This is a genomic window from Hyphomicrobium sp. 802 (assembly GCF_000526135.1).
Taxonomy (GTDB): Bacteria; Pseudomonadota; Alphaproteobacteria; order Rhizobiales; family Hyphomicrobiaceae; genus Hyphomicrobium_B.
The window spans coordinates 1,793,502-1,814,486 of record NZ_JAFM01000001.1; the positions used below are offsets into that span (position 1 = coordinate 1,793,502).

28 protein-coding genes are annotated in these 20,985 nt (G+C 58.6%); 15 read left to right on the top strand and 13 right to left on the bottom strand.

What is annotated here, in order from left to right; translation table 11 throughout:
• Nucleotides 1-35: 35 nt before the first annotated feature.
• The gene (locus tag HYP802_RS0109000) at nt 36-1,490 is read left to right on the top strand and encodes a deoxyribodipyrimidine photo-lyase (RefSeq protein WP_024275587.1); all 1,455 of its coding nucleotides are present in this window, start codon (nt 36-38) and stop codon (nt 1,488-1,490) included.
• Between the two features lie 225 nt (nt 1,491-1,715).
• Nucleotides 1,716-2,543 carry a L,D-transpeptidase gene (locus HYP802_RS0109005; RefSeq protein WP_029670886.1) on the top strand — a complete coding sequence of 276 codons (828 nt, stop codon included), beginning with the start codon at nt 1,716-1,718 and terminating at the stop codon, nt 2,541-2,543.
• A gap of 63 nt (nt 2,544-2,606) precedes the next feature.
• Here HYP802_RS0109005 and HYP802_RS0109010 read toward each other — a convergent pair whose 3' ends face one another.
• Both HYP802_RS0109010 and HYP802_RS0109015 read right to left on the bottom strand, forming a co-directional pair.
• On the bottom strand, nt 2,607-3,791 hold the full coding sequence (locus HYP802_RS0109010) for a DUF1134 domain-containing protein (protein ID WP_024275589.1): 1,185 nt from the start codon (nt 3,789-3,791) through the stop codon (nt 2,607-2,609).
• 73 nt (nt 3,792-3,864) lie between these two features.
• Complete coding sequence (locus tag HYP802_RS0109015) at nt 3,865-4,275, bottom strand: thioesterase family protein (RefSeq protein ID WP_029670887.1); 411 nt, start codon at nt 4,273-4,275, stop codon at nt 3,865-3,867.
• 194 nt (nt 4,276-4,469) lie between these two features.
• Here HYP802_RS0109015 and HYP802_RS0109020 point away from each other — a divergent pair, with 194 nt between their 5' ends.
• Nucleotides 4,470-4,784, top strand: a complete 315-nt coding sequence (locus HYP802_RS0109020) for a hypothetical protein (RefSeq protein WP_024275591.1) — start codon at nt 4,470-4,472, stop codon at nt 4,782-4,784.
• Here the strand turns inward: HYP802_RS0109020 and HYP802_RS0109025 are convergent.
• A complete protein-coding gene (locus tag HYP802_RS0109025) occupies nt 4,781-5,200 on the bottom strand; it encodes a hypothetical protein (protein ID WP_051463116.1) in 420 nt (139 codons plus the stop codon). The genes HYP802_RS0109020 and HYP802_RS0109025 overlap by 4 nt on opposite strands.
• A gap of 329 nt (nt 5,201-5,529) precedes the next feature.
• Here HYP802_RS0109025 and HYP802_RS0109035 point away from each other — a divergent pair, with 329 nt between their 5' ends.
• The gene (locus HYP802_RS0109035) at nt 5,530-5,949 is read left to right on the top strand and encodes a hypothetical protein (protein ID WP_024275594.1); all 420 of its coding nucleotides are present in this window, start codon (nt 5,530-5,532) and stop codon (nt 5,947-5,949) included.
• Nucleotides 5,950-6,032: 83 nt separating this feature from the next.
• Here HYP802_RS0109035 and HYP802_RS0109040 read toward each other — a convergent pair whose 3' ends face one another.
• On the bottom strand, nt 6,033-6,317 hold the full coding sequence (locus HYP802_RS0109040) for a hypothetical protein (protein ID WP_013946941.1): 285 nt from the start codon (nt 6,315-6,317) through the stop codon (nt 6,033-6,035).
• A gap of 310 nt (nt 6,318-6,627) precedes the next feature.
• On the opposite strand from HYP802_RS0109040, the gene HYP802_RS0109045 reads away from it, so the two are divergent.
• From HYP802_RS0109045 to msrB, 3 genes are all read left to right on the top strand, one after another.
• Nucleotides 6,628-7,095 carry a hypothetical protein gene (locus HYP802_RS0109045; RefSeq protein WP_197022720.1) on the top strand — a complete coding sequence of 156 codons (468 nt, stop codon included), beginning with the start codon at nt 6,628-6,630 and terminating at the stop codon, nt 7,093-7,095.
• A 77-nt stretch (nt 7,096-7,172) separates the two neighbouring features.
• On the top strand, nt 7,173-7,439 hold the full coding sequence (locus HYP802_RS22215) for a hypothetical protein (RefSeq protein WP_013946943.1): 267 nt from the start codon (nt 7,173-7,175) through the stop codon (nt 7,437-7,439).
• Between the two features lie 44 nt (nt 7,440-7,483).
• On the top strand, nt 7,484-7,900 hold the full coding sequence (gene msrB, locus HYP802_RS0109055; RefSeq protein WP_024275596.1) for a peptide-methionine (R)-S-oxide reductase MsrB: 417 nt from the start codon (nt 7,484-7,486) through the stop codon (nt 7,898-7,900).
• A gap of 38 nt (nt 7,901-7,938) precedes the next feature.
• Here msrB and HYP802_RS0109060 read toward each other — a convergent pair whose 3' ends face one another.
• Nucleotides 7,939-8,775 carry a DUF72 domain-containing protein gene (locus HYP802_RS0109060; protein ID WP_024275597.1) on the bottom strand — a complete coding sequence of 279 codons (837 nt, stop codon included), beginning with the start codon at nt 8,773-8,775 and terminating at the stop codon, nt 7,939-7,941.
• 212 nt (nt 8,776-8,987) lie between these two features.
• On the opposite strand from HYP802_RS0109060, the gene HYP802_RS0109065 reads away from it, so the two are divergent.
• From HYP802_RS0109065 to HYP802_RS0109085, 4 genes are all read left to right on the top strand, one after another.
• Nucleotides 8,988-10,058 (top strand): energy transducer TonB, encoded by a 1,071-nt coding sequence (locus HYP802_RS0109065; protein ID WP_013946946.1) that lies wholly within the window; start codon nt 8,988-8,990, stop codon nt 10,056-10,058.
• Nucleotides 10,059-10,428: 370 nt separating this feature from the next.
• A complete protein-coding gene (locus HYP802_RS23575; RefSeq protein ID WP_155831194.1) occupies nt 10,429-10,776 on the top strand; it encodes a hypothetical protein in 348 nt (115 codons plus the stop codon).
• Nucleotides 10,777-11,081: 305 nt separating this feature from the next.
• On the top strand, nt 11,082-12,335 hold the full coding sequence (locus HYP802_RS0109080) for a GGDEF domain-containing protein (protein ID WP_013946949.1): 1,254 nt from the start codon (nt 11,082-11,084) through the stop codon (nt 12,333-12,335).
• Between the two features lie 205 nt (nt 12,336-12,540).
• Complete coding sequence (locus HYP802_RS0109085; protein WP_013946951.1) at nt 12,541-12,804, top strand: hypothetical protein; 264 nt, start codon at nt 12,541-12,543, stop codon at nt 12,802-12,804.
• A 90-nt stretch (nt 12,805-12,894) separates the two neighbouring features.
• Here the strand turns inward: HYP802_RS0109085 and HYP802_RS0109090 are convergent, their stop codons facing one another.
• From HYP802_RS0109090 to HYP802_RS0109100, 3 genes are all read right to left on the bottom strand, one after another.
• The gene (locus tag HYP802_RS0109090) at nt 12,895-13,740 is read right to left on the bottom strand and encodes an SDR family NAD(P)-dependent oxidoreductase (protein WP_013946952.1); all 846 of its coding nucleotides are present in this window, start codon (nt 13,738-13,740) and stop codon (nt 12,895-12,897) included.
• Between the two features lie 233 nt (nt 13,741-13,973).
• Complete coding sequence (locus HYP802_RS0109095; protein ID WP_013946953.1) at nt 13,974-14,684, bottom strand: carbonic anhydrase family protein; 711 nt, start codon at nt 14,682-14,684, stop codon at nt 13,974-13,976.
• 137 nt (nt 14,685-14,821) lie between these two features.
• Nucleotides 14,822-15,178 (bottom strand): polymer-forming cytoskeletal protein, encoded by a 357-nt coding sequence (locus HYP802_RS0109100; protein ID WP_013946954.1) that lies wholly within the window; start codon nt 15,176-15,178, stop codon nt 14,822-14,824.
• Between the two features lie 225 nt (nt 15,179-15,403).
• On the opposite strand from HYP802_RS0109100, the gene HYP802_RS0109105 reads away from it, so the two are divergent.
• The gene (locus tag HYP802_RS0109105) at nt 15,404-15,691 is read left to right on the top strand and encodes a hypothetical protein (protein ID WP_013946955.1); all 288 of its coding nucleotides are present in this window, start codon (nt 15,404-15,406) and stop codon (nt 15,689-15,691) included.
• Nucleotides 15,692-15,799: 108 nt separating this feature from the next.
• On the opposite strand, the gene HYP802_RS0109110 is transcribed toward HYP802_RS0109105, so the two are convergent.
• Entirely contained in the window at nt 15,800-15,997 is a 198-nt protein-coding gene (locus HYP802_RS0109110) for a hypothetical protein (RefSeq protein WP_013946956.1), read from the bottom strand.
• A gap of 27 nt (nt 15,998-16,024) precedes the next feature.
• On the bottom strand, nt 16,025-17,185 hold the full coding sequence (locus tag HYP802_RS0109115; protein ID WP_013946957.1) for a serine hydrolase domain-containing protein: 1,161 nt from the start codon (nt 17,183-17,185) through the stop codon (nt 16,025-16,027).
• Between the two features lie 187 nt (nt 17,186-17,372).
• Between HYP802_RS0109115 and HYP802_RS0109120 the strand changes: the two genes are divergently transcribed.
• Nucleotides 17,373-17,717 (top strand): hypothetical protein, encoded by a 345-nt coding sequence (locus tag HYP802_RS0109120; protein WP_024275601.1) that lies wholly within the window; start codon nt 17,373-17,375, stop codon nt 17,715-17,717.
• 61 nt (nt 17,718-17,778) lie between these two features.
• Here HYP802_RS0109120 and HYP802_RS0109125 read toward each other — a convergent pair whose 3' ends face one another.
• Both HYP802_RS0109125 and HYP802_RS0109130 read right to left on the bottom strand, forming a co-directional pair.
• The gene (locus HYP802_RS0109125; RefSeq protein WP_013946959.1) at nt 17,779-18,138 is read right to left on the bottom strand and encodes a cytochrome c; all 360 of its coding nucleotides are present in this window, start codon (nt 18,136-18,138) and stop codon (nt 17,779-17,781) included.
• A gap of 26 nt (nt 18,139-18,164) precedes the next feature.
• Nucleotides 18,165-18,590, bottom strand: a complete 426-nt coding sequence (locus HYP802_RS0109130; protein ID WP_013946960.1) for a hypothetical protein — start codon at nt 18,588-18,590, stop codon at nt 18,165-18,167.
• A 98-nt stretch (nt 18,591-18,688) separates the two neighbouring features.
• Here HYP802_RS0109130 and HYP802_RS0109135 point away from each other — a divergent pair, with 98 nt between their 5' ends.
• A complete protein-coding gene (locus tag HYP802_RS0109135) occupies nt 18,689-19,048 on the top strand; it encodes a c-type cytochrome (RefSeq protein ID WP_013946961.1) in 360 nt (119 codons plus the stop codon).
• A gap of 153 nt (nt 19,049-19,201) precedes the next feature.
• Nucleotides 19,202-19,495: a hypothetical protein gene (locus HYP802_RS0109140; protein WP_013946962.1), complete on the top strand. Its 294-nt coding sequence runs from the start codon at nt 19,202-19,204 to the stop codon at nt 19,493-19,495.
• Between the two features lie 757 nt (nt 19,496-20,252).
• Here the strand turns inward: HYP802_RS0109140 and HYP802_RS0109150 are convergent.
• Nucleotides 20,253-20,885 carry an HAD hydrolase-like protein gene (locus HYP802_RS0109150; protein ID WP_013946964.1) on the bottom strand — a complete coding sequence of 211 codons (633 nt, stop codon included), beginning with the start codon at nt 20,883-20,885 and terminating at the stop codon, nt 20,253-20,255.
• Nucleotides 20,886-20,985 lie beyond the last annotated feature (100 nt).

Consider the following 20,985-nt stretch of genomic DNA (forward strand, 5'->3'; position numbering starts at 1 on the left):
GCCGCAATGACGGCGACGCAATCGGGATGCTGCGGATGACCGAAAGCGCGACGATCGTCTGGTTTCGCAATGATCTCCGGCTTCACGATCACCCCGCGTTGACCGCTGCGGTAAAGCGGGGTGGACCGGTCATTGCGCTGTTCGTTCTCGATGATGCGGCTGCGGGGTGTTGGAAGCTGGGCGGTGCATCGCGGTGGTGGCTGGCGAAAAGTCTGGAAGCGTTGAGCCACGACATTGCGCAGCGTGGCGCACGCCTGATTTTGCGTCGAGGCGATACGGAAAGTATTTTGAAACGTCTCGTCGATGAGAGCGGTGCAACGGCAGTTTACGTCACTCGCGGTTATGAGCCCTGGGCCAAGGGGTTGGAGGAAAAGCTCCATAAGTCGTTCGGTGGATCGGGTGTGGTCTTCAAACGCTTCGGCGGTCGTTTGCTGAGGGAACCGGAAGATTTGCGCACATCGTCCGGCGCAGCCTATCAGGTCTTCACGCCGTTCTGGCGCGTCTTCAGGAAAGAGTTTTCAGCGCCAAAAGCACTGGCGGCGCCACGTCATCTTGGCCCGGTGCCGGACGCGATTGCATCGGACGATATTTCCGACTGGAAGCTCGCGCCGACGAAACCGGATTGGTCGGGAGGTTTGGCTGAGGCGTGGCGGCCCGGCGAGCGTGGCGCGCAGTTGCGTCTTAAAAATTTCGTCAGCGAGGGTCTTGCAAATTACGATGACGGACGCGATCGGCTCTATGCGGAGGGGACGTCGCGACTTTCGCCGCACCTTGCATTCGGTGAAATTTCTCCGGCGGCGTGCTGGCGTGCAGCAGCGGAGGCATCGCATCAAAAGCACGGCAGCGATGGCGCCGTCGAAACATTTCTCAAAGAGCTTGCATGGCGCGAGTTCGGTTACGCGCTGCTCGTTCAATTTCCGCAAATGCCGGATGAACCATTGCGCGATGAGTTTGCGGCGTTTCCCTGGGCGAAGTCGTCGGCTAACCTCAAGGCATGGCAGCGTGGTTTAACGGGATATCCCGTCGTCGATGCCGGAATGCGCGAACTCTGGACCACCGGATATATGCACAATCGGGCGCGGATGATTGCGGCGTCTTTTTTGACGAAGCATCTGCTTCTGTCGTGGACATCAGGAGAGGCGTGGTTCTGGGACACGCTCGTCGACGCCGATCTCGCAAACAACGCTGCGAATTGGCAGTGGGTTGCCGGTTGCGGCGCAGATGCGGCGCCTTACTTCCGTATTTTCAATCCTGTCTTGCAGGGCGAGAAATTCGATCCTGATGGCGACTATGTTCGCCGCTGGGTTCCGGAGCTTCAACGCTTACCCTCTGCCGATATTCACAAGCCATGGGCGGCCGATGCGACGACGCTGAAACGCGCGGGAGTCGCTATCGGGAAAAATTATCCGTTTCCGATCGTGGACCATAAAGAGGCGCGCGCTCGCGCGCTGACGGCGTATGACCGCGTGAAATCGAGCAAGCGAGGTTGAAAATACGAGGCGACTTCCGACATTTAACGTCGTTGCACATGAATCCTTGAAGAGAAGCTTTGCAGGTGCGTGATTTTGAAATGCTCACGACGAACCTCGAAACCGTTTCGTAAGCTAGATGAGCCGCAGTCCTGTACGGGGGGCGATTTATTGGTAATTCCCATTAACGTTGGGGCGTTTTCGCCGTATTATGCGGGCAATAAGCGTATTGCGTAGGGAGCTATCATGTTGCGTAGGATGATGTTGGCGGCAATTTTGTTTGCCGCTCCGTCGGTTGCGGCCATGGCCGCGCCGAGTGAAGCACCGGCGAACGGGGCATCGACGACCACCGAGACGCAGTCGGGCACGACGACATACTTTGGCAAGGCCGAAGGAGCGAAAGAGCCTGTGACCGTCGAGGCGAAGAAGGAGCCGGTCGCCAAGCCGCGGCCGCTTCCGCCGACACTCACCGCATCCATTGATCTTTCTCGGCAGACGATGAGCGTTTCGGTCAATGGCGAGCCGCGCTATCGCTGGCGTATCTCGTCCGGGACACAGCAGTATGCGACGCCGACGGGCAACTTCTACCCGCAATGGACGTCGCGAATGTGGTATTCGAAGAAATACGACAATGCGCCCATGCCGAACGCTGTTTTTATCGACGGCGGCGTTGCCGTTCATGGAACATATCATATGGCTGCGCTCGGCCGTCCGGCGTCGCACGGCTGCATTCGCTTGGCGCCGTCGAATGCCAAAATTTTCTACGATCTCGTTCAGCGCCACGGAATGATGCGCACGCGCGTCAGCGTGCATGGACGCCCGAATTGGGGTGATAACGCCGTCGCGCGTCGCGACTCGCACGATGACGATGATTACGCGAGCAATGGCGGCAGCAGCTCGTTCTGGGGCAACATCTTTGGCGGTCCGCAGTCCGCCAAGGCGAACGGCAAGAAAACACGCTATGTCTATATCGATGGCGTTCGCACGAAGGTCTATCAGGCGAAGGACGGCACGTATTACTACAAGAGGCCGAAAGGGAAGAAGTATTCGGGCTACGCCTACGGCGCAAACTGATACGTCAAACCGTTCCATAATTGAAAAGGCCCGCGATTTGCGGGCCTTTTTTGTTGTCGGCGATTAGAACGGGTTCCAAGTCGGCTGTTCGGTGAACCGAAGGTAGCCGATATTGGCGCCCAGACGCATGCCAACGCCGGATCGAATTGGTGCCATGATAACGGGGCCGCCCTTCAGCAAGGTCACGCCGACGCCGCCGACAAAATATGCCGATCCGTCGACGCCTGTGAAATTCCGATAGATATCGTTCGCATTATCCATGCGGTAGATGAGGAAAAGTGTGCGCGAGCCAGAGGCGCCTAAGTCGGTGCCAACCGAAGGCCCGTGCCAATAAACTTCCCGCGTTCCAGGTTGGGAACGCATAAACAAGGTGCCTTTGCCGAAGCGAAGACCCGCGAGAAACGCGCCGCCGCCTTCGACGCCGAGGACGTAGGCAGTCGGGCGTCCCGACTGTTTGAAGGCATGCTCGATGACGGCAGCCAAGTTCGTCGAAATCGATCCGAAGAACCCGCGCGTGACGTCGCGAATTTCTTCGATCGAATAGCCTTCCTCTTCCGGTGGCGGCAGATTGGGAATGGGTGTCGGCTCTCGCATTGCAACAGCCGGCGGCGGCGTGGCCTCATCCGGGTGTGTGCGCGTGGCCCAGCCTTGAGATGTGTGTGGCGTGGCTTTGACGGCCGGCTTCTTGGCCACAACGGCAGGCGGGGAAGGTTTCTTTGCGGCGGATGCCGACGGCGGCGTTGCGGGAGAGGGCGCTGGAACGGGAGGGGTGGCCTGCGCTGTCGCCGGTGGTGGAGCGTTGCGCTTTGCTGCGGCGATCTTCTCATCGAGGCGCTTCAGCATATAATCCGACTTCGCCTTGATGACGGTATTGAGTTCGGCCGCCGCCATTTTCAGCTCTTCGAGCTTGGCGCAGTCGGGTTCTTCGCCGTCGGGTATGCGGCCGAGAGAGTCGACGGTAAGCAGCAGCTGGCTGCTCTTCTTGTCGAATTCTTCGAGCTTCGGGTCGTCGATGGCGTTGAGAGCCAGATTCTCGTCATCGGTGTCGGGCAACTGCAGCGCCTGCTTATAGCGTTTGAGGCGCTCCTGCAGCTTGGGTTGCACTTCGAGCGTCAAAGTTCGCAGACTTGCGCCCGACTGATCGACGGCTGCAGCGAAGTCATTTGCCGTGCAGGTTGCGGCGACGGCGCGCGGCGCGTTTGTCAGCAATGCCGCCATCATGGCAATGAATGCAAGCGTCGATCGCATGGCTTTGCAGCTCCAATATCAGTCGCCAGTGCCGGGCGATCGTCGGTCTTGCGCAAACGAGCAGAAGCCTTTGTTACGGTCGTGACGCGGATTTTGCGGCAATGCGCGCCATGAACCGGGCGGTGTCAACGATAATCCGAGTGTGCGTTCCCGATCCTATTCGATCAATGCCATCGGTTGCCGAAACGTCGAACGTGATTTTTCGGCCATCGACAGATTTGACCGTTGCGGTCGCGGTTACCGTATAGCCAATCGGCGTCGGCGAAGTATGTGTCACATCCAGGTGCACGCCGAGGCTTTCGTGGCCTTGCGGCAGGAAACCATCAAGGCAGTCGACCGCTGCCGCTTCGATCGCGGCGATCAGCATCGGGCTCGCGAAGACAGGCACATTTCCACTTCCGACATGCGTTGCGAGGCGCTCATCAGTGACAAGCATGCTTGCCGTGCCGCTTAGTCCAGCGCGCAACTGCGAAAGATCGGCCATCCGTTACGCTCCTTCTCGTCTGGAACGGCCATTAAGGGGCGTCGCTCGAATGATCAATAGGATTGGTGACGCTCGTAAACAGGGCTAGCGTTAACCAGCTTTTCGGAACGCGCTGCCCAAAGCCGCAGGAGCACGTCTAGCTAATTATGACGTTCGCTCAGTAGAGTTATTCAGGCGATATTCAGGATGGCTGCGTGCTGCTTCGCTTTCGCTCGTTCATGATCGCATTTTCGATTGTGCTCGCTCTTGCGCCGTTTTCGGGGATTGCGGCGGCGGCGCTTTTGGCCTCGACGCTCGGCTGCGAGATCAATGATGCTGCGATGGAACCGTGCACAGCGCATGGCATCGACTTTGGTCCACTGCTCACGGATTTGTTGCTGACCGCGAGCCTCGGGCAGATCGCATTCCTGATCCTGACGGCCGTGCTGATCGTCTGGGCCGTAATTGAAGTCTTCGCCCTGCTGGCACGGACGTGGCAGCGGGATCGCGGCGCGGCAGTTAGGCGCTAGGGACGGGTGATTTCGAACAGGCCAGGGAAGGCTGATCCCGCGGGGCCGATTTCGGAAACCGCAGCGGCGCAGCTTTCGTCGATGACCAGCTTGCATTGGTTCGAGGGATCATCTTGGGCGCAGTGCTTGGCGCGCATCCAAGCGTCGTAAATCTTCTTTTCCTGGGCGTTGAAAACATCAAGTTCGGGGCCGTTGTAAACCGACGGAAGAACGGCTGCTTTGTCCGTCAGCTTGCCGCCGGGGCAGGTTTCAGATGCGCCTCGGGCCTGGGCATAGCGAGAACCGATGTCGTAAGGCGTCAGATTGGTGGCGGCGATGGCGGTGCGCGTGGCTGTCAGAAGATCCTTGGGCGGATCAGCCGCCGTGGCAGCGGTATCGTCGGCCAGCAGTCCGGCCAGAGCCAGAAAGAGCAGCATGGAAAGGCTTTTTGGCCGCCTCAAGCCCATCGGGATCCTCATAGGTCACGTTGCTTGCCTCGGCAACTTATCGTCGTATTGCTGCGCGTGCTGATGGTGCCGGATGGAAGTCCGCGCGGGCGACGATGCGAAGAATGCCGTCAAATGCATATACTTTTTTGTAAGTCGAAGCGATTTGCATTTCAGCAAATCCATCAACCTCATATACCCTATCTTCGCAATTGGCGATCGAAGGCGCTATCCTGTCTTTGAGCTTGCCGGCTGGCGGCGATATCATCGTATTATGGGTTGAGCTTGCCCGTGCGCCGTCCCTAGGAGAGAGACATCACATGACCTCACGCATTGCGTTATATGCGGCTGCGTTTGCCGCTCTTGCTGTCACCGACGCCAGCCCAAGCTTCGCTCTTTCAACCAAGGAATGCAGCGTGAAATATCAGGCTGCGAAGTCCGCTGGAACGTTGAACGGACAGACCTGGGCGGAATTCCGCAAAAAGGAATGCGCCGGAGCTGCGACGACGACGGAAGAAAAGCCGGCTGCGAAAGTCGAGACGACGAAAGCTGCTTCCGGCGCTATTTTCCCGAAGGCGGTCGATACGAAGTATTCCAAGGAGAGCGCGGGCCGGGCCCGGATGCATACGTGCCTTGATCAGTACAAGGCTAACAAGGCGAACGGCGGCAATGGCGGCCTCAAGTGGATTCAAAAGGGCGGCGGTTACTACAGTCAGTGTAACGCGGCCCTGAAGAAGTAACTTTGCTCGTTCCGCTGCAGACATGACAACGGCGAGATTTTCATCTCGCCGTTTTTCGTTTCGGAGAAGGTATCAGCCCCGTCTCAGCGTTTCATTTCGCGCTCGCGCTGCCAGGACAAAAACAGCACCGTTACGAGTGATGTCAGAAGCATGGTGCCGAGAATAGCGGGCTGGCGCATGAAGGACTGCCAGACGTTGAAGCCTTCAATCCATCCGCCGCGGTTCGTCAGGACGTTATTGAGAACGAGAACCACGAACGCGACGAGCGACGTCAGGGCGGTGGCGATAACGGCTTCGACCAGCCGTTTGGTCAGTCGTGGTACGGATATGGAATTGCGGCCAATAGCGAGTTGTGTCCGGTCCGACATGGTTTGCTCCCGTATTGCTTAGGCGAAGGGGCACGGCGATCGCCACGGAGCCCCGGATTTATTCTCCCTTTCTATCAGATTCGCATCGGCAACGTGGCAGGGGCGAGGCGTTCGCGCATCGTTAGCTTATCAACGAGGCGAGCTTTTCTAGTGCCCGATCCTCAAAGCAAGTTGATCACTATGTTCGCAGCTTCGGCAACATCGTTCAGTGAAGCCGGGATATAATGAGCGGGCGTCGCCCATGCTGCGGCTGGCTAGCGACGAACGGGACCGGCGGATTTAAGGCGCGGTTCCAGATCGGAGAGCGTTCATGCTTCGCTTCGTACATCTGCTTGCTAGAGCTTTGCTGGTGGCAATCGTCGGTATGTCGGGTGCCGCGACCGCGGCTCCTGGCGGTTTAGGTGCGGTCGCGTTTGGCAAGCCAAGCGGTCTTGTACTGACGCACGGCGGAGGTGGCGGCCACTGGGGCGGTGGCGGCGGAGGTCACTGGGGCGGAGGTGGCGGCCATTGGGGCGGTGGGGGCCATTGGGGCGGAGGCGGTCATTGGGGTGGTGGAGGTCACTGGGGTGGTGGAGGTCACTGGGGCGGCGGCGGCCACTGGCACGGTGGATACTGGCGCGGTAGGGGCTGGGGTTACGGCTTCTACGGCGGGTATCCCTACTATGGCGGCTATTACCCGTATTATGACGACTATTATTACGATGATTACTACTATCCGGATTATCCGACCTGCTACTACAGCCGCAGGTATCGCGCGCGCATCTGTCCAGGTTATTGATACTTCAGGCCGTGGTGCCAAATTGTCCGAATGAGTCGGCGGCTTAACTGCCGACCGCAGGAGCATTTAGAAGTTACATGAAACCGATTGCGCGTGCTGTTCTTATCGCTCTGTCGCCATTGGCATTTGTCGCCACCGAGGCGAAAGCGCAATCGATCTTCGATGTCGAACATGCGCGTGCCATGTACCGTGCCGGCGTCGCCAGCCGGTACGATATGGAGCAGTTGAGACGCTACGGTGCGCCCAGCGGCTTTTACCCACAGTACGGGCCGCCGCCGCCCCGCCGGATTGATCTGCGCCGGCTCTGGTTACGAGAGCGCTATCGCGATCGCTATTACGACTGAGCGGCGGTCTTGAAGGGCGGCTGCAGTTGGCCGATATATGCGGCATGGATAAAAAATCGATGCCGGCCGACGAGGCCGAGTGGCGGAAACTCTTGACGCCGGAGCAATATCGGATCTTGCGCGAAAAGGGCACTGAACCGCCCTTTACCGGCGAGTATCTGCATTCCGAGAGCGATGGAACGTTCACCTGCGCGGCTTGCGGTAACCCGCTATTTTCCTCCGATGCCAAGTTCGATTCCGGTTCGGGCTGGCCTTCGTTTGATGAAGCGCTGCCGGGCGCTATCGAATATCACACCGATACATCTCACGGGATGGTGCGCACCGAGATCACATGTGCGCGGTGCGGATCGCACCTTGGTCACGTTTTCGACGACGGTCCGACGGATAGCGGCAAGCGCTATTGCATCAATTCGGTTTGCCTCAATCTCGATGAAGAGGCACCCAAGCCCGAAAGTAAGTAGTGAGCCTTTTTAAGACGGCTCACGTGCTAGGCAGGCTGTCAGGACTTGCCGTCCGGCGCCACGCGCTTCTGAAAAGCCATCGCGGCAGCGGGAGCGCGTATCTTTCCCTCGTGAATGAAATAGACAAACACGTCGCGTGGCGTTTTCGGGGCCTTGTCCTTTGGCGCCATGACCGGCAGGTCGTCGGGCGTGCCACCGTCGGCCCATATTTTTGCGCGCGCCGCCCACTGATCGAGAGCTTTCGGCTTGTAGGCGGTGGGCACCGTGTCTTGTCCCGTCTGAAGCCGAGCATAAACGAAGTCGGCCGTCACGTCGGCGATGGCCGGATAAGTCGCGTGATCGGCGAAGACGATGCCGACCGCATGCTCGCGGGTCAAGGCAACGAACGACGGCGTGCAAAACGAAGCATGCCGCACTTCGACGGCGTGCTTCAGTGGTCGCTTGCCGACTTTTTTCGGTAAAAGTTCGAGGAAGGCGCCGAAGTCGCTTTCATCGAATTTCTTTGTCGGGGCAAACTGCCAAAGGAGCGGTCCGAGCTTGTCTCCCAGCTCGGCGACGCCGGAATCGATGAAACGACAGACCGAATCTCCAGCTTCCGCAAGAATGCGGCGGTTCGTGGCGTAACGCGGACCCTTCAATGTGAAAATGAAATCGGGTGGCGTCGCCTTTGCCCAGCTTGCGAACGTTGAGGGTTTTTGCGTCCGATAGTATGTGCCGTTCACTTCAATCGTGGCGAGTTGGCGGCTGGCGTATTCCAGTTCTTTCGCGTGCGCCAAGCCGTCGGGATAGAAAACGCCGCGCCAGGGCTCGAATGTCCAGCCTCCGATACCGGCCCGGATCGTGCCGTTGCGGGCTGTTTCGGCTTTGCGCGCCATAGCTGGCCTTCCATATATCGAGGACGGAATCGCCGTGTTCAGCGAATCGCCATAATTCTGGGCAAGTTCTTGTTTTTCCCGCGACCTCGGGGCGCATGCACGGACAATCGCGGGCACGGCATCTCGGCGTTTTTTCGCCGATCATTTATCATTGGTGACAGCGCTTGGGGCAAGCGTTGTAATCTTGCGCCGTTGGGATCAGCATTAGGCACATGACTGCCGAGAACGTGGGGCAAACGGCCGGTCTTTCCATTGCGGGCTTCGTACCTTGGGGTGCGGGCGCGTCGAAGCGCGAGCGGAATTTTTATATCGCGCTGGGCGTCGCGCTTCTGCTGCACGCTTCGTTTTTGATCAGCGCGGTTAGCAGCGGAGGCGCCAAGCGTCTTGGCGCCGAAAATGGAGCGGATGACGCGATCAGCGTTTCTCTTGTAACCGAGCAAGATCTCAAGAGCCGGGCGACGGTCGCCGACGAAGTTTCGCCGCCGCCGGGGCCGATTGCGCCGACGCAGCAGGAGCAGAAGGCCAAGCCCGAGCCTCAGCAGCCGCCGGAGAAGCAGCAACCTCCGACTCCGCCTCAGCAGGAGCAGGCTAAGCAAGAGCCGCAGCCGCCCGAACCGCAGCAGCCTCCGCCGGAGCCGCAGGCTCAAGATACGCCGCAGCCGCCGGATCAGCCGCAACCGGACGTTCCTCAGGATACGGACCCGGCCAAGCCAGACCAGGTCGCCAAGCAGGACGATACGAGCCCGGATAGCCAGCCGCCGGACCTCTTCTCGCTCGACGATCAGGATCCGTCGAAACTGCAAAGCGCGAACGAGCCGAAGCCGAAACCGCAACCCAAAGAAGATACGAAGCGCGCGAACAAGAAGCCGAGTACGAGTAAGGCAGCGAAAAAGTCTTCTTCGAAGGCTCAGAAGAAGGTGGCTGCGCTCGATTTATCGACGCAGGCCCTGGCTCCGAGTTTCAGCGGCGGCGGTGGCGCGGCTGCATTCCAGCGCCCTCCGGGCATCACTCGCTCGGGCCTCAACGATGCTTTCGCGAGGGCGGTGATTCGGGCGCTCCAGCAGACCATGCCGCAGCTCTCGAATACGCTCGGCCGTGTGACCGTTCGAATTTTTCTGTCCGACAGCGGCAACGTGATTTTCGTGAAGATGCTCGCTGGATCCAAGGATCCATCGCTTAATCAGGATGTCGTCTTTGCGGCCAAGCAGACGAGCTATCCTATTCCGCCGGCGGGCTCGAATGAGGCCGACCGCACATTCATCGTGACTTACATCTACGATTGAAGCCGCCGAACTCGATGGTTCGTGGCCATCGCTCGGCTTGCGACAGACCCGCGGAATTTGTCCGCTGTCTTGGTATTACGCGAAATCAGGCAGGCAGCGTCGCGGCAAGCAGTTCTTCGGCGTGTGTGGCCGACGAAATGACCAGTCCGACGACTGTCAGGATGAGGAGAGCTAAGAGGAAGGTCACGTCGGTCTTCTCGCTCATGATCGCTCCAACAGGTTGTTGCGATGGCAGACAAACTGCCAATCGTACGGTCCTGGGCGATCCCGAAGAAGTTTCTTATGACGTTGCCATGAGGCTAAGTTCGACTCAGGCTCGGCCACAATAGCCAAAGTGAAGCAGCGTCACCGACACCCGCTGAGAGTGGCCGTGACGCTGCAGAGCTTCTTTTCGTTATGTGTTTTGGAGAAGGGGGACGGACACTTATTGCTGCTGCACGGCATCCGAAGCCGTATTCGTGCCTCCGAGCTTCATTGGCGCATATTCCGGCGTTTCCCTGCGGCAAGCTCCGAGCGCGAGTGCGGCAATGCATATTCCAAGCGCGACGACTTTCATGATCATCTCCCGTGGTCGATTGCGATTTGTCTGGATACGCATGTGAATGCGGAAGCAACGCCGGAAACGTCGAGCTTGTTCCGTGCTGGGCTGAAGGCAACTGGCGCCAATGGCCTAGCGAATCTTAGCCGTTCGGAAGCCGCTTTGACCGGCATGATTTGAAACGGGCAAATCTTAATGTTCAGGCAAGCATGCTTTCCAATTTAATTGGCATTCTCACAAAGTACGATCGCGAGCATTAAGCGCCAGGCTGTTGTTGCCGATCGTGGAGCTGGTAACGCGCTGATATGTTTCGGATATTTTTTGCGTCTCATGTGCATGTGGCTTGCGCGGCGAAGAGGGAGAACAGATGCTTGTTTTCCTATCGAGAATAATTGCTTTCATCTTCACGCGTTCTGTGTACCTCGCATTAAGGAGGCCGATAGTAGCGTCCGGGCCGTAGCCTCCGCTCATGAGGAGCGGGGAAAATGCTTGTGATGGAACGAGTGACGGGCGAATCCATTCCGGCCGGCGTCGAACGCTCGACGCTTGAAAAGGCAATTGCATCTGGCTTTCCGCTGCTGAAATTTCCTCAGCAGCTCGAAGCGGCCTTTGAACAAGAAGTTGCGGTTCAGCGATGCCGACAGCTCGCGCTGGGCGGGTTGTTCGGGATCTTGCTGTACGACCTGTTTCTCATTCCCGACTGGCTGGTTTCACCGCAGACGTTTTTGACGGCCCTTTGGGTGCGTCTTGGTATGGTGACGCCAATCGCGCTGCTTATGATTGCGTCGCTCTATCTCAATCCGCCGGTGGCGATCCGCGAATTTCTGGTGGCGGCCGGTGGCGTCGTGCTCGGGGCCGGCAGCATTCTATATCTCATGCTCGTCGGCGATGGTGGGCCACTGGATGCACAGCATCAATCGCTCATTCTCATCATCCTCTTCATAACAATGGTGCAGCGGGTGCGATTCTGGTGGGCCATGGCGGCGTGCCTGGCCTGCTTTGCGATGCACGCGGTTGGATTGTCTTTGCTGCCGGCATACACATTCGAGTTTCAGATTTCTGCCAACACCGTGTTTGGATGCGCCGTCGTTCTGACCCTCTTCGCCTCATACGTGCTGGAGCGAGAGACCCGGATGAATTATCTGCTGTCGCTCAGAGGCCGGTTGCAGCGCCAGGATCTCGATGCCAAGAGCCGCCGGGACGCGCTGACAGGGCTTCGCAACCGGCTCTCTCTCGACGAAGCGATTGAGGACTGTGACAGTGCGGATGGCCTCGACAATGAACTGGCGGTCATTCTGCTTGATATCGATCATTTCAAATCGTTCAACGATACGGCCGGTCATCAGGCCGGAGACGTCTGCCTGAAGCGCGTTGCGGGGATCGTGCAGAGCGAGTTGCGGGACTATTCCGACGACGTCTTCCGCTTCGGCGGTGAGGAGTTCGTCGTCCTTTTGCATGGCGTCGATCTGCCGAGGGCGATCAGGATTTCGGAGCGGATTCGAAAAGCAGTGGAGGATGCATCGATCCCGCATCCGGCGCTTGACCTAGGTGAGGTCGTGACCGTCAGTATGGGTGTCGCGTCGGTGGTCCTGAGTCGGGATATCCGCGTAGGGCAGGTAATCGCTGCGGCAGATACGGCGCTTTATTTGGCGAAGCGAAATGGTCGCAACCAAGTGGCGCCGCGGATGCCGGTCGTCGAATTCGTCGAAATGGCTGATCGCAGGCTCTACGCCCACTGAAGTTGTCAGCAAGAGTATTTCGAAAACGCACGAAATGCGCGTGTTTGCGCGCATGCAGGATCAGCTTCCTGATATGCAAGGCTGGCACGAGTTTCGTGCGACATCTCTCTTGCCATGTTGCGTTTGTGTTTGTCGCTCTTGACCAGGGAACAACGCCGCTGCATTTGCGTTTGGGGACGGGATCTCACTTAGAAGGAACACGGATATGAAGAGGGTCGCGGTTTTGGCTGCGGTGGCGCTTGCCTTTTCGTCGGGTTGTGCATTCGCGGTCAGTCAGGCCGTGAAAGACGCATGCAGCGCTGATTATGCTGCTTATTGCAGCCAGCATAAGGTCGGCACGTCGGCGGCAAAGTCCTGTATGCGCGAGCATCGCAAGATGTTGACCGACTCATGCATCCATGCGCTTGGACATTCGAGCGAAGTTACGCAGGCTGATATCGAGCAGTATCACCGCGAGCACGGCAAGTAAGTTTGCCTGCGCGGCCAGGGTCTTTCGGACAAGCTTTGCGCCCGTCACTGCATCTCGCGGTGGCGGGTTTTCTTTTGGTCTACCGCTTCGTCACCAGCGTACGCGGCTAAGTCCCAGATAACGGCCGATCAGCTTTCTGACGACGGTGCTTGGCAGCTTGCCGCGCGCGAAGTGGTTGAACTTGGCCGTCGGGCCAACCGCATAGCGGAACCGAGGGCGCGGCGCCGCCAGAGCTTTCGCGACGGCCTTGCCGACGTCTGCAGGATCGCCCGCCGACTTGGCGACAAGGGCCTCGACCGTTACCTCGAGGTGCCGCAGGAGCGGCAGGTAGACGCTATCCTTCGGGAGGATTCGCGGCGAGTTCTCCCAGATGCTCGTGCGGTAGGGGCCGGGTTCGATTAGGATGATGTCGATGCCGAAGTGCTCTACTTCGTAGGCGAGTGATTCGGCCCATCCTTCGACGGCCCATTTCGAGGCACAGTAAGGGGAATTGGCGGGCTGGCCAGCAAATGCCGATTCGCTTGAGATGATGACGATACGTCCACGGCGCTGCGCGCGAAAAGTCGGCAGCAGGCGTTTCGTTAGCGCCAAGACGCCGAAGTAATTGACCTCCATGATGCGGCGGACGTCGGTCTCGGGGAGATCTTCGAAGGCACCGCCTGCCGCGACGCCCGCATTGTGCACGACGGCATCGAGTTGCCGATTGGGAAGATCCAATTCGGCGACGGCGCGTTCGATCGACGTTGGGTCGGTTACGTCGAGCTGTCCGACCGTTACCGCTTGGTGCACGCCTGCCGCGACTAGCGTCCTGTCGAGTTCTTCGCGCTTGGCGAGGTCACGCATCGTGGCGACGACGTCCCAGCCCTGCTTTGCGAGTTCGACCGTTATGGCTAGTCCGAAGCCGGACGACGTCCCGGTGACGAGAACTCTTGGCATGGGGCAGGGGCTCCGCGAATTTTTGGTATTGGCGTTTTACGCGACTGCCGGCGTTGAATCGAGGCCGGGCTGTTCCCTGGGGAACAGCGAGGTGGGAGCGGCGCCGGTTATTCCATTCCCCACGACGCCGCCTCGCGGTGTCGGCCGCGAAACGACAAGTCCTGTGTTCCCGCCGGCTCACAGGGGCGTCGTGATGCGGCCGACTCCCCGAGGCGGTTGCGATTGGGCTGGAACTAGTCGAGGAAGGTAACGCGTCCGGTTGCGACGTCGTGCATAGCCGAGACGATCTTGAGCTGTTGGGCTGAGACGAGATCGCGGAGGACGCTGCTGAGGGCGGTCAGCCGCTCCGCGCCTAGGTGGGCATTGGCTGTTGCGACGGCCTGGACGAAAGCCTTGTTCTTCGACGTGCGATCGTCCGGAAAGTCTTTGCTTGCTTCTGCGACCGCGGGCTTGATCCGCGCCAGGACGCCGGTCAGCAGACCGAACTCGACATCGTCGACGGCGCCTTTGATAGCGCCGCATTCGCTATGGCCGAGCACTACGATAAGCTTGGCGCCTGCCAGCTTCGTTGCGAATTCAGCGCTCCCGGCAATATCGTCGTTGATGACGTTGCCGGCCACGCGGGCGCTGAATATGTCGCCGATACGTTGATCGAAAACGAGTTCGGGCGGCACGCGGGCGTCAATGCACCCGATCACGACTGCCGAGGGGAATTGTCCGCCCGCTGTCGCACGGACTTGTTCGATCAGGTCGCAATTGCGCATGTTCTGTGTGGCGAAGCGTTCGTTTCCGGCCTTGAGCTTAGCCAAAGCGTCGTCCGGGCTGGTCGCTGACTGGCGCTCGGAGGTCATGACGGAGCACTGATCGGCGGCGAAAGCCCGATCGACCGCCAGCAGACCGGCGGCTAAGGCGCTACTGCAACAAAAATGGCGGCGCGACAGCATCGAAGCCTCCCTGAAATCAACGGCCGAATCTAACCGGGAAATGCTTAAACGGACACGTCCAAACCGGGCGCAAATTCTCGCTTATTGTCGGCGAGTTGGGCGGCCCGTCTATTTTTGGCGGGATTTCCGTCTCGCGTCTAAGCCAATTCCAGCGGATTAGGGTGTCTGCGGGATTTGCCTTCAAAAAAGGAGCCGGTTTCGAGCAGCAGTTTCTTATGAACGATGTTGGCGTTGACCACGCAGGCGGATTTCAGCGTCAAATCGTTGGCGAAAATCTCGCCGGTGACTTCGCCCACGACAGTGACGGTTTCCGATTTGATCCGGCCTTCGATCACGCCGCGCGCGGCGACCGTGAGGGAGAGACAATTGACTTCGCCGAGGACCGTGCCCTCGATGACGAGGGGGCCGGGATAGTCGATGCCACCTTCGATGGTGGCGGTGCGCGGAATAGTGAGTGTGCGGCCGACGCTCGTGGTCGTCTTGAGCTCACGCATAAAACTCGTACCTGTCCGTAGCTGACACAACTCCCGCTAGCGTCAGCCTGACGGATATTTTCGGCAAATTTCAGGCTTTTCGCACCGGGTACAGGTATCTTGCGTCCGCGGCAGCGGCAACTCATGTGGCAGCGCGCGTCGTTGCCACCGACGTCCTCTTGCGCTCTTTCCGATGCGGTATTAGCAAACGGCCGTAAAGTCGGCGCTCGAAGGGAGAATGGGCTAATGGCGGAGACGACGGATACGAACGCGGCAATCGCCGAACTGAAACGCGAAATCGCCGAGCTTTCGGGATTGTCGCTCGCCACGGGGGTTATTCTTACGCAGCTTCTGCAGAAGATCGTGAGCCGCGAGATGAGCCCGCAGAATGCTGCGACGCAGATCGTCGGCAACGCCCGCGAGGCAATCGAGGGCTTTACATCGCATGTGGAGGTCGATCCGGCGATGAAGAAGCGGGCACTGGAAGCGGTCAAGCAGTACGAAGACCAGATCCGTTCGGTTCTGCCCATCTAGCTTCATTGGCGCGCGGTGACGTGCGGCCTGCGCCCCGGCCGCCGCGCGCTGACACACTTTCTGCCGTCACGTTCTGGCGGGGACTGCCGCCGGAGTGGCAAGCGGTGGTCAGGGACTGCCCGGCCGGATGCGTTTCAAAAAATCCCAAAGCGGTAGTGCTGCCAAGCCGCCGACCATGCCGCCGATGTAGCTCGGCAGCGGGAAGCGGAAGACGGCTTGCCAGATCAGGCCGGCGACCCAACTCGCCACCAGCATGGCGACGATCGTGACGAGCAGGCGTTGCCAGAAGGGAAGAAAGAGAGACATGGGCGGTTCTCAAACGGCTGCGGATCGCTATTTCTCGAATTCTTTGTACAGTGTTTTCATGACTTCCAGCGTGGCCTCGTCCACTTTCTGGCCGCCGATATTGCTCGTCACCACGATGGCGAGATCGTGATCTGGGTCGACTGCGATGGACGCAAAGTTCAGACCGTTAGAGCCATTGTGCGTGAGGATCGGTTTTTCCGTCCAGTCGAATTTTGAAAGTCCCCAGCCGAGCGCGTAGGCTCCAGATTTCGGCGTGCCGGGCTTTGGATTCTTTATCTCCATCGTGACGGCCGGCGCCTCCAAGATTTTCAGCGTCTCGGGTGTCACCAGGGCCGGGCCGCGCTTGCCGCCGCCTGCAATCCATCCAGCCCAGGTCGCGAAGTCCTTGATGCTCATATGTGCCAGCCCGGCTGGACCGAGAGAAGCCGGCAGATCTGCGCTTTCGCCCCATGCCATCGGTGTGATCTCGCCATCGGCCTCGATGCGATGGCCGACCGGCGCGTCGTAGAGGCCAAATGTTGCTTGAGCGCCGAGGCCCGCCGTCGACAGTCCGAGCGGTTCGTAAATCCGCTCGTACATCAGACGCTCCCAAGGTTTGCCCGCCGCTTTTTCGATCATCGCTCCGGCGGTGATGTAGCCGAGGTTCGAATATTGAAACTTGCCGGATGCCGGAAAGCTCGGGTCGTGCTTCGAACCCCAGGCGTCGATCATGTGTAGACGCCAGTCCTTGAGCGTGTGCTCGTAGGCGTCAGCGCTGAAATAAAGTTTGCCGATTTCTTCATTGTCAGTCGGTATGCCGCTCGTATGCGAGAGCAACTCTTTCAGCGTGATGGCAGCGAACTTCGGCTTGAGATTGGGAAGATCGGAGCCCAGAACCTCTCCAATGGTCGAATTCCAACTCAGTTTGCCTTCTTCTACCATCATCGCCGCGAGGGTTGCGGTCATGGCCTTGGTGTCGGATCCGAGGTGATAGCGGTCATCGATCGTGACCGGAATTGTCGTCTCCGCCACACGCACGCCTACCGCGCCAACTGCTACGAGCTTTCCATCTTTAACGACCGCTGCCGCGAGCGACGGGAGTGCATATTTTGTACGGATCGGGTCAAGCAGCGCATCGAGTGAAGTTTCGGCACGGGCGGTTACTGCAAACAGAAGGGAGGCAGCAAGAAAGACGAACGGCATACGCATCAGGGCACTCCAGCTTTCGGTGAAACATAGCCCGTTTCAGGACGGAGTGTCTCAACGGCCGGCTGTTCGTGACGGATTTGGTTGAGCTGCCGTTAAATTTTTGGCCGCCGACGTACTTACCGGGTGGATGGTACAACTCTAATTCGCCGACGGTTTCAGTACCTCAGTTTGGCGACATGGTTTTTGAATGCAGATGATTGCAATAACACGATTTTTCGATCGTCTTTGTTTGGATCGGCATTTTGCCAAAGATGCGTCTGGCGACACCGTGCTATTTCCCTTTGCTCGAACAGGGCGCGGCTATGTATTGACTGCAGACAAAGAAACCGGCGTCCGATGGGCACTGCGCGTTCAGATTATTGCCTCGTGGATTGCCATGCTTTCGTTCTGCATTCTCGGCGTGTGGATGACGATATCCAGCGAGAAGCAGGCATGGCACGATTGGCTTACGATCATGTCGTGGTTTGCCTTTATCACGGCGTACTTGATCTATTCGCGTTTCAGCCTTGTTCGCGGTCTTGCGCGGGCGTGATGAGGTGCGCTGCGCCGACACGCCTCACCGAATGTAGACATAGTATTTCGCTGCCCTATCTCTATTTAGGCGGCGGACGATTTTTCAGACTCATGATGTAGGCGATAACGTCGTTACGGTCGTCCGCATGCAGTACGAAATTCGGCATCGTGGGATGAGATGTGTCCAGCCACACAGCGAGTGCACGTCCGCTCATGCCAGACGTTTGAGCGACACTCGTGAAAGAGGGGGCATCGGCATTGGGTGATTTCGGATTTCCGAAGTCTATCGCATGACACTCAGTGCAGTGCTTCGCGGCGAAATTGTATCCCTGTCGCGCGTCGCCGATCTCCTGGCTGTCGACAGCCGATGGCGTTGAGACTGCGGCGAGCATTGCAGCCGTGGCGAGCCCTCGCATCGTTTTGGAATGCAACTGATGCATGCGGCTTCTCCTCCGTCCATGTTCTCTTATTTCTCGGTTCGAAGTGACATGATGTAGCCGGTGAGATCTCGGATCTCGATGCGCGTCAAATTAAGATTGGGCATCGGCGGGTGTGGCCGCGTAAGCCACGTAGCGAGATGGTCCAGTGTTTGTCCCGGTTGATTGGCGATACCGGCAAACGTCGGAACATCGCTAGGGACCGGAGCGTTCGCCGGTTCTCCAATCAAATGACAGGACGTGCACAGCTTGCGCGCGAGATTGTTTCCGTTCTCGATGTCGGGATGTTTAGATTCCGCTTTGCCGGGCTCTTCTTTCAAGTTCGGCGGCGCATCCATCTGCTGTGCCAAAGCTGAAATCGACAGCGGAGCCGTACAGCCAAACGCAATGACCGCAAATGCCAAAGCTTTAGTCGCAAAAGTTCGCGTCGTACGTATCGCCGATTTCGCCGTCATCTTGCCCCTCAAAATCCATTGTTCGAAATCAATACGATTGTGACATCGGTGCGCTAGGTCATGAATTGACGAAGCGCAAATTGGCCGGGTGGGCAGAGATGATTTATTTGAGTGCGGATTGTCGTGCATTGATGCTGGCGCTGGGCTTCGTCTTTGTAGTGTCGAGCGGCGCAAGCGCAAGCGCGGATGAGCAAGAGGCGGCTAAGGGCTTGGCGATCCTGCAAAAGAACTGCGCGCGTTGTCATGCGCTGGGATTGACGGAAAAGAGCCCGCACGCTCAAGCGCCGCCGTTTCGCGATATCGTCAATCGCTATCCTGTTGAGGATCTCGAGGAATCGCTGGCGGAAGGCATTATGTCGGGTCATCCCGATATGCCCGAGTTCAGCTTCGATCCGGACCAGATTGGGTGGATCATCGCCTACCTCAATAGCCTGAAAGCCAAGGAAAAAGGTAACTAGACGGCTTTTTTTAACGCTGCATCCGTAAGCAGAAGGCCGCCGTGGCCTTCGGTCGCCGATCGGTGTGGAACAGCCCCGCATGTGGGCGCGTTGGCCTTTGTAGTTAGGGCGCGCAAAAAAAAAGCCAGCGCGCCCAGGACATGGAGGACTTCGATGAAGAGGACATTTGTCGCTATCATCGGCGCGGTTTCCATCGCGGCGTTCGCGGCGCCTATTGCGCACGCGGATTCCATTAGTGGTGTCGAAGGCGCCCGCGCCAAAGAGCGCCAGGGCCGCTATCTCAATCGCAGCGACCGCGAGCATCTTCGCCGTTACGGTAACAACGACGACTACGGTTGGCGCGGACGCTATCGCTACTATGATGATGGCTATGACGACTATGATGACGGCCCCGGTGGCGTGAGCGTTTATGTCGGCCCTGGTGGCGTTGGCGTTTACGGTTACTGATCGCTGACGATAGAATCTCAAAACGCGTGAGGCGAGCGGGTAGACAATCCTGCGACGCCTTGCGCGCCTTTGCAAAAGGCGGGGACAATTTTCTTAAATCGTTGTTGGAGCCAACTGGCGTCTGCCGGGGCCTATAAGCACGTCCCCCAAAAAAGTTCCGCCCACAGCGCTGAAAATATCGGCTTTTGACGCGAAAATACGCAGTTTTTCGCTGCTTTATTGCGGCGGATATTTCCTCTGAGATCGTTTCAAAACGTATGCGGCGAGTATCTCTGTATCGCCGTGCAATCGCAGCGGCTTGGTGGGTGTCAAGCTGCGTCATTCGCAATCAAACCGAAGGAGAGACCTCGGGATGAAACGTCTCGCACTTATTTGTTTAATGGCAATCGGAACGGCCATCGGCGGCACGGCAGTGTCAGCCGCGCCTGCATCGACTAGCCTTGCCGGCATCGGAAAAGCACAGAGCGGCGTTGAGCTTGTTCGGCATAAACGCGGACACTGGAAACGCAATCGCCATTATCGCCACAACAATTGGCACCATCGGAGTCACTGGCGGCACAATCGCTATCGTGGTTGGCATCGCTATCATCGCCGTCCGTGGAACTGGCGTTCGCGCGGTTGTGTGATCATCGGACCGGTTTGGATGTGCCCATAAGAGACGCTTGCGTCGCAATGATCGACTGCGTTTTTGTGGAAGAGCCGGGCGCCCGTCCGGCTCTTTTTTATGCGAGTTCTCTCGGTGCCTGCCGTGATTGGTCTAGTTTGTGAGCAGGTGCGCACCGATGTCCTCGATACGCTCGAACATCATATCTGGTTGGAGTGTGCGTAGCTTTTCGGGCGCGGTGTAGCCCCAGGTCACGGCGGCGAAGTCGATGCCGGCAGCGCGGGCGGCATTAAGGTCGCGGGCTTCATCGCCGATCGCCAGAACCTGATGCGGGGCGACACCCGCGCGTTTCATCACGCGGCGGAATTTTCCGGACTTGCCGAAGAGGGCCGCGCTGCAATTGTAATCCGAGAAGAGGGCGGTGTTCTCGGGGCCGAGAACGACTTTCGCATTCTCTTCGTTGTCGGATGAGACCAGCGTCAGCGTGACGCCTCCGCTCTTCAGCGTGCGCAGCATGTCGTCTGCGCCGGGAAAAAGCGAGATGGTGTCGAGCTGCGTCGATTTCAGCTTGCGCATGTAGCGGGCGATCATCGGCAGTTTCCAGCGCGGTACGCCGAGGTGTTTCAGAATTTCGGGGACATCGGCACGGCGCAGCGGTTCGATCTCGTCTTCGCTGACGCGGCGCAGGCGGAACGCATCCGCCACGTCGTTCAGACTACCGATGAACCAGGGGAAGCTGTCGGCGAGGGTGCCGTCGAGATCGAAAATAACCAGCGAATAGCGCATGTGCTAATGACGGCTCCTCTAGCTCCGACCCTGTCTCGGAACGGAGAGGGAGTCAATCGCGCATCACTTGCAGGGTTTTGCGTACGGACCGTGACAGCAC

Bases quoted from the DNA above. Each gene is read 5' to 3' on its own strand.
- HYP802_RS0109100 (WP_013946954.1), bottom strand. From the start codon at position 15,178: ATGCGTGAGCTCAAGACGACCACGAGCGTCGGCCGCACACTCACTATT.
- HYP802_RS0109045 (WP_197022720.1), top strand. From the start codon at position 6,628: ATGCTTCGCTTCGTACATCTGCTTGCTAGAGCTTTGCTGGTGGCAATC.
- HYP802_RS0109085 (WP_013946951.1), top strand. From the start codon at position 12,541: ATGAAGAGGGTCGCGGTTTTGGCTGCGGTGGCGCTTGCCTTTTCGTCG.
- HYP802_RS0109140 (WP_013946962.1), top strand. From the start codon at position 19,202: ATGAAGAGGACATTTGTCGCTATCATCGGCGCGGTTTCCATCGCGGCG.
- HYP802_RS0109130 (WP_013946960.1), bottom strand. From the start codon at position 18,590: ATGACGGCGAAATCGGCGATACGTACGACGCGAACTTTTGCGACTAAA.
- HYP802_RS22215 (WP_013946943.1), top strand. From the start codon at position 7,173: ATGAAACCGATTGCGCGTGCTGTTCTTATCGCTCTGTCGCCATTGGCA.
- HYP802_RS0109105 (WP_013946955.1), top strand. From the start codon at position 15,404: ATGGCGGAGACGACGGATACGAACGCGGCAATCGCCGAACTGAAACGC.
- HYP802_RS0109000 (WP_024275587.1), top strand. From the start codon at position 36: ATGACCGAAAGCGCGACGATCGTCTGGTTTCGCAATGATCTCCGGCTT.
- HYP802_RS0109015 (WP_029670887.1), bottom strand. From the start codon at position 4,275: ATGGCCGATCTTTCGCAGTTGCGCGCTGGACTAAGCGGCACGGCAAGC.
- HYP802_RS0109040 (WP_013946941.1), bottom strand. From the start codon at position 6,317: ATGTCGGACCGGACACAACTCGCTATTGGCCGCAATTCCATATCCGTA.
- HYP802_RS0109135 (WP_013946961.1), top strand. From the start codon at position 18,689: ATGATTTATTTGAGTGCGGATTGTCGTGCATTGATGCTGGCGCTGGGC.
- HYP802_RS0109125 (WP_013946959.1), bottom strand. From the start codon at position 18,138: ATGCATCAGTTGCATTCCAAAACGATGCGAGGGCTCGCCACGGCTGCA.
- HYP802_RS0109035 (WP_024275594.1), top strand. From the start codon at position 5,530: ATGACCTCACGCATTGCGTTATATGCGGCTGCGTTTGCCGCTCTTGCT.
- HYP802_RS0109060 (WP_024275597.1), bottom strand. From the start codon at position 8,775: ATGGCGCGCAAAGCCGAAACAGCCCGCAACGGCACGATCCGGGCCGGT.
- HYP802_RS0109095 (WP_013946953.1), bottom strand. From the start codon at position 14,684: ATGCTGTCGCGCCGCCATTTTTGTTGCAGTAGCGCCTTAGCCGCCGGT.
- HYP802_RS0109090 (WP_013946952.1), bottom strand. From the start codon at position 13,740: ATGCCAAGAGTTCTCGTCACCGGGACGTCGTCCGGCTTCGGACTAGCC.
- HYP802_RS0109115 (WP_013946957.1), bottom strand. From the start codon at position 17,185: ATGCGTATGCCGTTCGTCTTTCTTGCTGCCTCCCTTCTGTTTGCAGTA.
- HYP802_RS0109120 (WP_024275601.1), top strand. From the start codon at position 17,373: ATGCAGATGATTGCAATAACACGATTTTTCGATCGTCTTTGTTTGGAT.
- HYP802_RS0109005 (WP_029670886.1), top strand. From the start codon at position 1,716: ATGTTGCGTAGGATGATGTTGGCGGCAATTTTGTTTGCCGCTCCGTCG.
- HYP802_RS0109065 (WP_013946946.1), top strand. From the start codon at position 8,988: ATGACTGCCGAGAACGTGGGGCAAACGGCCGGTCTTTCCATTGCGGGC.
- HYP802_RS0109010 (WP_024275589.1), bottom strand. From the start codon at position 3,791: ATGCGATCGACGCTTGCATTCATTGCCATGATGGCGGCATTGCTGACA.
- msrB (WP_024275596.1), top strand. From the start codon at position 7,484: ATGGATAAAAAATCGATGCCGGCCGACGAGGCCGAGTGGCGGAAACTC.
- HYP802_RS0109150 (WP_013946964.1), bottom strand. From the start codon at position 20,885: ATGCGCTATTCGCTGGTTATTTTCGATCTCGACGGCACCCTCGCCGAC.
- HYP802_RS0109110 (WP_013946956.1), bottom strand. From the start codon at position 15,997: ATGTCTCTCTTTCTTCCCTTCTGGCAACGCCTGCTCGTCACGATCGTC.
- HYP802_RS0109080 (WP_013946949.1), top strand. From the start codon at position 11,082: ATGCTTGTGATGGAACGAGTGACGGGCGAATCCATTCCGGCCGGCGTC.
- HYP802_RS0109025 (WP_051463116.1), bottom strand. From the start codon at position 5,200: ATGCTGCTCTTTCTGGCTCTGGCCGGACTGCTGGCCGACGATACCGCT.